The organism is Tepidibacter thalassicus DSM 15285 (genome assembly GCF_900129915.1).
GTDB classification, from domain to species: Bacteria; Bacillota; Clostridia; order Peptostreptococcales; family Peptostreptococcaceae; genus Tepidibacter; species Tepidibacter thalassicus.
Map to the genome: position 1 here is coordinate 149,651 of NZ_FQXH01000005.1, position 10,096 is coordinate 159,746.

A 10,096-nucleotide genomic window follows, 5' to 3' on the forward strand; every position below is an offset into this window, starting at 1 on the left:
TTTTATTCAATATCACTATAATTTGATAATATCTTAATTACATCGTTTTTTGTAACATGACCATAAACTTTATCGTTAATTACAACAACAGGTGCAAGACCACATGCTCCTACGCATCTTAAGCCTTCTAAAGTGAATTTATTATCAGGAGTAGTTTCACCGCATTTAATATTGAGTTGTTTTTCAAATTCTTCCATAATTTTATCAGCACCTTTAACAAAGCATACTGTTCCTAAACAGACATTAATAACAAATTTACCTCTTGGTTTAGTAGTAAAGTAAGAATAAAAACTCACTACTCCAAATACTTTAGATAAAGGAATATTTAGTTGTTCACTTATAAAAAGTTGAACTTCTTTTGGAAGATATCCAAATATGTGTTGGGCTTTGTGAAGTACTTCTATTAAAGTACCTTTTTCATCATTAAGATTAGAGATAAAATTCTTAAGTTCTTTGAATTTTTCTTCCTCTAAAATATTATTTAACATATGATAACCCCCTTTGTTAAAAAAATATTTTGGAAAATTCAGAAAATTAAATTTAATATATTATACTATACAAAGTATATTTTGATAATATGTATTAGAATAAAAATTCAATTTAATTAAATATTTATAAAAAGCCTGACAATAATAATAAAATGGCAGGCTTTTTATAAATATTTGATTTTTAAAAAATTTTAATTAATGCAGGAGCTAAAAAAACTGTGATAAGACCAGCTATACCTATTGATAAACTGCTCATGGCTCCTTCTATTTCTCCGATTTCCATGGCTTTTGTAGTACCAAGGGCATGAGATGAAGTACCTATTGCAATTCCAACAGCAATTTTATTTTTTATTTTAAATATTTTGCATACAACAGGAGCAATAATAGCTCCTAATATTCCTGTAATAATGATAGCAACTACAGTGATAGAGGGGATACCTCCTATTTGGCGAGAAACTTCTATACCAATAGGTGTAGTTATTGATTTTGGAATAAGAGATAATCCAATATCATTGGATATGTTGAATAATTTTATTAAAAACGATACACTTATTATTGCAGTTATACAGCCGATAGATATTCCAATGAGTATAGGAATTAAATTTGATTTTAAAATATTAAGCTGTTTATAAAGTGGAACTGCTAATATTACTGTTGCTGGGCTTAGAAAAAAAGATATAAAGTTTGCTCCTTTATTATATACGCTTAAATTTATATTAAATTTTAGAAGAAATATAATTATAGTTAATATACTTATCAATAATGGATTAAATATAGCTAGTTTAGTTTTTTTATTTATAAAAATACCAAATTCAAATGCTATTATAGATATTAATATTCCGAATAAAGGCGTATTTATCAAATCTATCATTTTTCACATCTCCTTGTTAATAATTGAACAGTAATTCCAGTAGTAAAAATTACAAGAATAGTTGATATTAAAGAGATTACAATAATTGATATCCATTTACCTTTGAGTAGATTTAGTGAAGATATTAAACTTACTCCAGCTGGTATGAAAAAAAAAGCTAGATGGTCAATTAAAAATTTGCTTACTTCACTTATCATATCTAATTTAATAATTTTTGTATAAAGGCATGTAAAAAGAATGAGCATACCCACGACGCTTCCTGGTATGGTTAAATTAAAAAAATTAGATATAAATTCACCTAAAAAAGAAATAAATAAAATAATACCTAATTGTCGTAGAAACTTCAAAACAAACACCTCTTTTCTAGTTGTATTAGTAAAACTAATCAAGTATATTGTATACTGATTTAAACAAAAAATCTACTGAAGTATTAGTATATAATTTTTTTTTTATACAAAAAATAATTACAATTAAAAAATATCAATTTAAATAAATTTTGCAAAATGGAGGAATTAATATGAAAACTGGTGTAGTAAAGTGGTTTAATCCAGAAAAAGGATATGGATTTATAACTTTAGATGAAGGTGAAGATGTATTTGTTCATATATCTGCAGTAAAAGAAAAAGGATCTAAAAAAGATTTAGAAGAAGGACAAGATGTTTTATTAAATGTGGTGAAAGGTCCAAAAGGACTTCAGGCTGCAAATGTAACTAAAATATAATAATAATAGTATATAAACCCACGATTTTAAAAATCGTGGGTTTATCAAATTTAAAATATTTTTTTGTGTACAATTATATTCTGTGAACTATACTAGTTTTCTTTTAGTTGTATTCATGATAAAATATGTTATGTGTTGTTTATTGTAAAATATAATTGTAAGGAGGTTTTTATGATGAAAAAAGAATTTAGACAAGAAATAAAAAAGAAAGTAGATTTTAAAAATATGAGTGAAGCGGAAAAAAATTTATCAACAATTTTTGGAAAAATGATATTAAAAAAATCTATAATTCCTATTATTTTAATATTTGTGGCTTTCTTTGGAACTAAATCATTTATTCCTAATATATGGGTGAGATTGCTTGTTACTTTAGTTGTTATGGCAGGAAACTTTTTCTATCTTAAAAAATATAGAGACAAGCTTCAACAATTAAAATATTACGAAGGAAAAGTTATATATTTTCAAAAGAAAGAAAATTATCATGAACTTTTGCTTAAAAATGGAAAATTACCGATTAAATTGACTATTAGAAAAGGTATAGATGAGAAAAAAATAAGAAAAAATCAATTTTTAAGATTGTATTACAATGATCCTGAAAAAGTTGCCATTATAGTTGAATAAAAAAGGAATTTAATAATTAGGAATCCTTAATTTTTAAAAAGGATTCCTTTGTTTTTGTATAAAATTTAATAATTAAATATAAATATTAAATAAAATTTAAGGTAATAATAATACAAAGAGGTGATTGTATGAAAAATAAAACAATTAAAAACAATCCTTTAGACCAAATAGAAAAACACGATACAGCAGCATGGGCAAATATTAAAGAATCAATGTCTAAATCTAAAGTTCCAATTCCAAGTGAACAATCAGTTATAGAAGCTAAAGAATGGGTTGATAATGAAAATCAAAAATAAATAATATGATTTTATTATTTGTTGAAAAATTTTAAAATATATTTGACTTGAAAATTCAAAAATAATATAATATAAACATCGATAATTAGATATTGAAAAGAGAAAAGACTATGAAGAGAAGAGTAGGTATAGGAAGTAGTTTTAGCGAGTCGATGATGGTGGAAGATCGATACGAAGCCTATATTGAAGAACATCTCAGAGTCTCTAACTGAAATCTTAAAAGAGAGTAGGCTTAGACGGTTTCACACCGTTATAAAGTGGACAGCATGATAAGTTTTTGTGCTGGTTTAAGGTGGTCATATTTTGACAATTAGGGTGGCACCGCGAATGTTGAGTCTTTCGTCCCTTTTTTAGGGAGTGAAGGGCTTTTTTTATACATTAAAATTTAATAAAGGAGGTAAAATAATGAAAACTATATTAGTAAAAGATATTTATAGAGATACTGAAAAATATGCTGAGCAAATAGTGCAAGTAGCAGGATGGATTAGAACGTTAAGAGCATCAAAAGCATTTGGATTTATAGAAGTAAACGATGGAAGTTTTTTCAAAAATATTCAGATTGTATTTGAAGAAAATTTAGAGAATTTTAAAGAAATATCTAAATTACCTATTAGTTCGTCTATAGTAGTTGAAGGAAAATTAGTTTTAACACCTGAAGCTAAACAGCCGTTTGAAATTAAGGCTTCAAAAATAATTATTGAGGGATATTCATCAAGTGATTATCCACTTCAGAAAAAAAGACATACTTTTGAGTTTTTAAGATCTATAGCACATTTAAGACCTCGTAGTAATACTTTTTCAGCAGTGTTTAGAGTTCGTTCTTTAGCAGCTTATGCGATACATAAGTTTTTTCAAGAAAGAGGTTTTGTATATGTTCATACACCTATTATAACTGGAAGTGACTGTGAGGGTGCAGGAGAAATGTTTAGAGTATCTACTTTAGATATGAAAAATATACCGATAGATGAAGATGGAAATGTTGATTTTTCTAAAGATTTTTTTGGTAAAGAAACTAATTTAACAGTAAGTGGACAATTAGAAGGAGAAGCTTATGCTTTAGCTTTTAGAAATATATATACATTTGGGCCTACTTTTAGAGCTGAGAATTCTAATACGGCTAGACATGCATCAGAGTTTTGGATGATTGAACCTGAAATTGCATTTGCGGATCTTAATGATTATATGGATCTTGCAGAAGATATGATGAAGTATATTATTAGTTTTGTATTAGAAAATGCACCAGAAGAAATGGAATTTTTCAATAAATTTATTGATAAAGAATTACTTAGTAGATTAAATAATGTCGTGAATTCTGAATTTGGTAGAATAACTTATACAGAAGCAATAGAAATTCTTAAAAAATCAGGTAAAAAATTTGAATATCCAGTAGAATGGGGATGTGATCTTCAAACAGAACATGAAAGATATTTAACAGATGAAGTGTATAAAAAACCTGTATTTGTTACTGATTATCCAAAAGACATTAAAGCTTTTTATATGAGACTTAATGATGATAATAGAACAGTTGCAGCAGCAGATTTACTTGTTCCAGGAGTAGGGGAAATAATTGGCGGAAGTCAAAGAGAAGAAAGACTTGATATTTTGGAAAAAAGGATGGAAGAAATAAAACTCAATAAAGAAGATTATTGGTGGTATTTAGAACTTAGAAAATACGGTGGAACAAAGCATGCTGGATATGGGCTTGGATTTGAAAGAGCTATTATGTATTTAACAGGAATGAGTAATATTAGAGATGTAATTCCTTTTCCAAGAACTCCAAGAAATGCAGAATTTTAATATTTAATACAAAAAACTATCTCTTTTAGAAAGTAATTTCTAGAGAGATAGTTTTTTTTGTGGAGAAAATTCAAAGTATATAAAAATATGATATATGTTAATAATAAATTCAAGTTAATATATTTATAAGTTATTTTAATATAACTTATGGAGGGTTATATTTTATGAAATGTAAATGGGAGTCAAAGTACGATAATATAAAATGTTGTAGAGATGCATATGATACTTCTGGATATTGCTTATTTCATAAACCTAATAAAACAAAAAAGGAAAATGAAATATTTAATAAAATTATAAGTGAAGGTATACAATCTGATTTATATATTTATAATTCAAAAAGTGGATTATTGGATTTTAGAGGATTTGTTTTTTGTGAAGAGATTAAGCATTTTAATTTTAAAAATAGTATTGTTAATATAAAGGATAATATTACTTTTGATTTTTCGGAAGCTGTATTTAAACAAAATATATATTTTGATAATTATAAGTTTAAAGGTGATGTATATTTTTATAATACTGAATTTGAAAAAGTAGTATCATTTAAAAATTGTATTTTTGAAGGAGATTGTGTTTTTCAAAAAACTAAATTTAAATTAGTACATAATATTTCTCCTTTTTATAAAGCTAATTTTGTGGGACAACATTTAATATTTAAAGATATAGAAAATGGACCTAAATTTGATGGAATATTATTTTCTCAAAATACGAAGTTTATATTGGATAATGTAAATTACGATAAAATGAATTATTTAAATGGTAGAAATGCATATAGAATTGCTAAAAATCAATCCAATATAATAGGAGATTACTATAAAGTTGGAAGATATTATTACAAAGAAAGATGGTATAATGGAAAAATGATATTTCCACCTGTATTATTTTGGGACAATAATAATAAAGGAATAAAAAAGATAGCTGTATTTAGAAGTATAAAAAATGAAAAACATTATAAATACGTAATACCTAAATTAATGGATTTAACAGCTAAATATGTTGTAGGCTATGGTGAAAGACCTCAAAATGTTCTTTTTTTATCTTTTATTTTAATAAGTTTGTTTGCTTATTTATATATGATTGTAGGTTTAAAATTAAATGTTTATAGTACTTGTTCAATAGATTCTCAAGAGATTATAAAATATAATTTAGTTGATTTTTTAAGAGCAGATATAAAACAAATTTTTAAAGATTATTTTCAAGCATGGTATTTTAGTATAGTTACGTTTACAACAGTAGGATATGGTGATTTTATCCCCATAAATTTTTGGGGTAAAATACTTTCATCTATAGAAATGTTTTTAGGACTTACAGTTGTTGCAGCGTGGACATCTACTTTAGTGAGAAAAATGTCAAGATAAAATAAGGCAGCTAATTTTAGCTGCTTTTTTACATGTTTTTATAAAATTTTCCTAGCATTATAAAAAATAATTAGCAGATATTAATAATATAAAAATTTATTACTTAAAGAGGTGATATTTTGAAAGTTTATTTAAAATTATTTGTTTTTTTAATGGTATTTAATTTGTTTTCAAGCAATGTATATGGACAAGATAATATTGATATTAATGTTAAGTCTGCTATATTAATAGATCAAGAAACAGGAAGAGTATTATATGAAAAAAATCCAGATGAACAAAGAGCTTGTGCTAGTTTAACAAAAATGATGACATTTCTTATAGCTTTAGAATCTATTGAAAAAAATAAAGTGTCAAAATACGATATTGTAAAAATAAGTAAAAAAGCTGCTAGAACAAGAGGATCTACTTATGGATTGAAATATAATGAAAAAGTAAAATTTATTGATTTGATGAAAGGTTTGATGGTTGTATCAGGGAATGATGCAGCTGTAGCTATTGCAGAATATATAGGAGGAGATACGAAAACATTTGTAGATATTATGAACAATAAGGCAAAAGAAATAGGTATGAACAAAACATTTTTTATAAATCCTCATGGTCTTCCTGTTTATGGAATTAATAAAGATATGAAAAATCCAAAGGAAAATATGTCTTGTGCAAGGGATTTAAGTATTTTAGCAAAATACTTGTTAGATAATTATAAAAATGAAGTTTTATCTATAACAAAAATAAAAACTTATATTAATCCTGAAAGAAATTTTATTAGAAATAATACAAATGCATTACTTAGAATTATGAATCAAGTAGATGGAATTAAAACTGGATTTACAGGTAGAGCTGGATATTGTTTGGCTTTTACAATGAATGTGCTGGGTAAAGAAGATAATGATTTTAGAGTTATTGGAATTGTATTAGGTGCAACAAGTTCGAAAAATAGAACAATTGAAAGTAAAAAAATTTTAGAATATGTTAAAAATAATTTTATTAAAAAAAGAGTTATAAAAAAAGGTGATTTTATAGGCAAAGTGTATTTGTATGGAATAGATAAATTAGAAATAAAATTAAAAGCAAAAAATGATTTGTGGATTGTAAAAAACAAAAAAGAAAAAATAAAAAGAAAAGTAATATTAGATGATATATCTTGTCCTGTAAAAAAAGGTGATAAAGTAGGAAGAATAAACTATATCGATCAGAATGGAAATGTTATTGCAAATGTTGATTTAGTAAGTGATAGTGAAATTAAATTTGTACCATTGAATATATTATTTAAAATATTTGTAAGACAGATTTTAAATTAAATAAAATGATGAGTTTTAATTTATGCATAGATAGTAATTCTTCAGGAGATATTAATAGTATGTAAATTGTTAATTTAGTATATTTAATGAATAAAAATAAGTTTTTTTTACGAAAATATATAACACATAATAAATATTGAAATTAATGTAAGAAGTTTTGAATATAAGGAGGCGGTTGTTATTAAAGCTGTAATAATGGCAGGAGGAAAAGGAACTAGATTAAGACCTCTTACATGTGATATACCAAAACCTATGGTTCCTATATTAAATAAACCGGTGATGGAATATTCAATAAATTTATTAAAAAAATATGGAATAGAAGATATTGCTGTTACAATGGCTTATTTACCATCTGTTATAATGGATTATTTTGGAGATGGTAAAGAATGGGGAGTTAATTTAAGTTATTTTATAGAGGATGTCCCACTTGGAACAGGAGGAAGTGTAAAAAATGCTCAGGACTTTTTAGATGATACATTTATAGTAATAAGTGGAGATGCTTTAACTGATTTAAACATTAAAAAGGCAATTGATTATCATAATAAGAAAAAATCAAAAGTAACTATCGTATTAAAAAAAGAATCAGTTCCTCTTGAATATGGAGTAGTTATTACTAATGAATATGGAAAAATTATTAGATTTTTAGAAAAGCCAAGTTGGGGAGAAGTATTTAGTGATACTGTAAATACAGGTATTTATATATTAGAACCAGAAGTTTTAAATTATTATAATAAAGGAGAAAATTTTGATTTTAGTAAAGATTTATTTCCTAAATTATTAAGAGATGAAATTTCTATGTATGGTTATATAACAGAAGATTATTGGAATGATATTGGCGATTTAAATTCCTATATGGTTACACATTTTCACATATTAGATAAAAAGGTTGATGTAGCTATAAATGCTAGGGAAATTCAAAATGGAGTTTGGGTTGAAAATGGAGTGAGAATAGGAGATAATGTTAATTTTAATCCACCAATATATATAGGAAAAAATTCTATTATTAAAAATTTTGCTAATATACACTCTTATTCGATTATTGGACCTAATTGTGAAATAGGAGAAGAAAGTACTTTGAAGAAAACCATTTTATGGAAAAATGCGAAAATAGGTAAAAATACGCATTGTAGAGGAACTGTAGTATGCAATAATGTTCAATTAAAAAATAGAATAAATACATTTGAAAGTTGTGCAATAGGAAAAGGTAGTTTATTATCATCAGGAGTAAAAGTTAAACCAAATATAAAAATTTGGCCAGACAAAGCAATTGGAGAAGATATGATAATAAATCAAAATATTATATGGGGAACAAGATTTTCTAAAACTATTTTTGGACATAGAGATGTATCTGGGTATTTAAATACAGAAATTAATCCTGAGTTTGCTTCAAGATTAGGTTCTGCCTATGCTTCTAATTTGACTAAAGATTCTATGGTAGTAGTTAGCGGAGATTGTTCTAGTGCATCTGAAGTAATAAGAAAATCATTAATATCAGGGATACTTTCAACTGGAGTTGGAGTAATAGATATAAAAAATTCAGCTATTCCAATTACAAGATTTGCAGTAAGACATTATAAAGCTAGTGGAGGTATACACGTTAGAATTAATCACGTAGAAAATGATAAGGTTCATATTGAATTTATTGATAAAAGTGGAGCCAATATAGATAGAGCTACTGAGAGAAAAATAGAAAATTTGTTTAATAGAGATGATTTTCAAAGATGTAGTGCTAATGAAGTGAAATCAGTTGTAGAAGTAGATAATTTCGATTCATTTTATATAAATAATGCTGAACAATTTTTAGAGAATATATCTGAAATTAAAAGAAAAAATCCTAGATTAGTGATAAGTTCTATATGTAAAAATATAACAAATTTAACTTCTAAATTTCTTGCCAATATAGGTTGTGATGTTGTATGTGATTACTCAATAAACAATTATAAATCTATTAATAAATATTTAAATTTTATGTCTCAAAATGTTGTCAAAAATAATGCTAGTTTTGGAATACTTTTTAGTGAAAATGGTGAAAATATCATTTTGATTAATGAAAATGGAAAGATTATAGAAGAAGAAAAATATAGAGCTTTAGTAGCTATTATACTTCTAAAGAGTGGATATTCTGAAAAAATTGTCATGCCTCATACAACACCTAAAGCTATAGAAAATATGATAAAAAAATATAAAGTAGATGTTGTTCGTACAAAAACTTCGCCTGCTTCAATAATGAAAGAAATGTTAAATTTTGAAAGTAAGGAAAACGTGATGCTTCAATATATTCTTTCTTTTGATGGTATTTGGGCAGCAGGAAAAATAATTGATTTTTTAGTAAATAATTCTATAAAACTTAGTGATCTACTAGATGAAATTCCTGATTTTTATTATATAAAAAAAGAAATTCCATGTGATTGGGATGATAAAGGAAGAATTATAAAGGAGATTATAATGGAAAACAAAGATAATGATATAGAATTATTTGAAGGAGTAAAAATCAATAATGATAAGGGATGGGCTTTGATACTTCCAGATAGTGAAAAACCATTATTTAATATATATGCTGAAGGATTTTCTGAGGAATATGCTAATGAACTTTCAACTATTTTTAGTAAAAAAATAGAGAGATTATTAAAAGATAAGAGGCTATAATGC

At 25.4% G+C, this 10,096-nt stretch carries 10 protein-coding genes and 1 other annotated feature; of the genes, 7 read left to right on the forward strand and 3 right to left on the reverse strand.

Annotation, left to right across the window (positions count from 1 at the left end; all coding sequences use genetic code 11):
- Nucleotides 1-2: 2 nt before the first annotated feature.
- From nuoE to BUA19_RS00860, 3 genes are all read right to left on the reverse strand, one after another.
- Complete coding sequence (gene nuoE / locus BUA19_RS00850) at nucleotides 3-488, reverse strand: NADH-quinone oxidoreductase subunit NuoE (protein ID WP_072722981.1); 486 nt, start codon at nucleotides 486-488, stop codon at nucleotides 3-5.
- 181 nt (nucleotides 489-669) lie between these two features.
- Nucleotides 670-1,359: an LrgB family protein gene (locus BUA19_RS00855; protein WP_072722982.1), complete on the reverse strand. Its 690-nt coding sequence runs from the start codon at nucleotides 1,357-1,359 to the stop codon at nucleotides 670-672.
- A complete protein-coding gene (locus BUA19_RS00860; protein WP_072722983.1) occupies nucleotides 1,356-1,706 on the reverse strand; it encodes a CidA/LrgA family protein in 351 nt (116 codons plus the stop codon). Before BUA19_RS00860 ends, BUA19_RS00855 begins: the two co-directional genes overlap by 4 nt.
- Before the next feature lie 170 nt (nucleotides 1,707-1,876).
- Between BUA19_RS00860 and BUA19_RS00865 the strand changes: the two genes are divergently transcribed.
- The 7 genes from BUA19_RS00865 to BUA19_RS00895 all read left to right on the forward strand — a co-directional run bounded on the left by BUA19_RS00865 (nucleotide 1,877) and on the right by BUA19_RS00895 (nucleotide 10,093).
- Complete coding sequence (locus BUA19_RS00865) at nucleotides 1,877-2,080, forward strand: cold-shock protein (protein WP_072722984.1); 204 nt, start codon at nucleotides 1,877-1,879, stop codon at nucleotides 2,078-2,080.
- A gap of 174 nt (nucleotides 2,081-2,254) precedes the next feature.
- Nucleotides 2,255-2,701 (forward strand): hypothetical protein, encoded by a 447-nt coding sequence (locus tag BUA19_RS00870; RefSeq protein WP_072722985.1) that lies wholly within the window; start codon nucleotides 2,255-2,257, stop codon nucleotides 2,699-2,701.
- A 128-nt stretch (nucleotides 2,702-2,829) separates the two neighbouring features.
- Complete coding sequence (locus BUA19_RS00875) at nucleotides 2,830-2,997, forward strand: CDIF630_02480 family spore surface protein (RefSeq protein WP_072722986.1); 168 nt, start codon at nucleotides 2,830-2,832, stop codon at nucleotides 2,995-2,997.
- 101 nt (nucleotides 2,998-3,098) lie between these two features.
- Nucleotides 3,099-3,347, forward strand: a binding site (T-box leader).
- Between the two features lie 55 nt (nucleotides 3,348-3,402).
- The gene (gene asnS, locus BUA19_RS00880; RefSeq protein WP_072722987.1) at nucleotides 3,403-4,794 is read left to right on the forward strand and encodes an asparagine--tRNA ligase; all 1,392 of its coding nucleotides are present in this window, start codon (nucleotides 3,403-3,405) and stop codon (nucleotides 4,792-4,794) included.
- Between the two features lie 164 nt (nucleotides 4,795-4,958).
- Nucleotides 4,959-6,149 carry a potassium channel family protein gene (locus BUA19_RS00885; protein ID WP_072722988.1) on the forward strand — a complete coding sequence of 397 codons (1,191 nt, stop codon included), beginning with the start codon at nucleotides 4,959-4,961 and terminating at the stop codon, nucleotides 6,147-6,149.
- Between the two features lie 119 nt (nucleotides 6,150-6,268).
- On the forward strand, nucleotides 6,269-7,447 hold the full coding sequence (locus tag BUA19_RS00890) for a D-alanyl-D-alanine carboxypeptidase family protein (RefSeq protein WP_242939217.1): 1,179 nt from the start codon (nucleotides 6,269-6,271) through the stop codon (nucleotides 7,445-7,447).
- Nucleotides 7,448-7,642: 195 nt separating this feature from the next.
- Nucleotides 7,643-10,093 carry a sugar phosphate nucleotidyltransferase gene (locus BUA19_RS00895; RefSeq protein WP_084601869.1) on the forward strand — a complete coding sequence of 817 codons (2,451 nt, stop codon included), beginning with the start codon at nucleotides 7,643-7,645 and terminating at the stop codon, nucleotides 10,091-10,093.
- The last annotated feature ends 3 nt before the right edge of the window (nucleotides 10,094-10,096 follow it).

Bases quoted from the DNA above. Each gene is read 5' to 3' on its own strand.
- BUA19_RS00865 (WP_072722984.1), top strand. From the start codon at position 1,877: ATGAAAACTGGTGTAGTAAAGTGGTTTAATCCAGAAAAAGGATATGGA.
- nuoE (WP_072722981.1), bottom strand. From the start codon at position 488: ATGTTAAATAATATTTTAGAGGAAGAAAAATTCAAAGAACTTAAGAAT.
- BUA19_RS00895 (WP_084601869.1), top strand. From the start codon at position 7,643: ATGGCAGGAGGAAAAGGAACTAGATTAAGACCTCTTACATGTGATATA.
- BUA19_RS00855 (WP_072722982.1), bottom strand. From the start codon at position 1,359: ATGATAGATTTGATAAATACGCCTTTATTCGGAATATTAATATCTATA.
- BUA19_RS00870 (WP_072722985.1), top strand. From the start codon at position 2,255: ATGAAAAAAGAATTTAGACAAGAAATAAAAAAGAAAGTAGATTTTAAA.
- BUA19_RS00875 (WP_072722986.1), top strand. From the start codon at position 2,830: ATGAAAAATAAAACAATTAAAAACAATCCTTTAGACCAAATAGAAAAA.
- BUA19_RS00885 (WP_072722988.1), top strand. From the start codon at position 4,959: ATGAAATGTAAATGGGAGTCAAAGTACGATAATATAAAATGTTGTAGA.
- asnS (WP_072722987.1), top strand. From the start codon at position 3,403: ATGAAAACTATATTAGTAAAAGATATTTATAGAGATACTGAAAAATAT.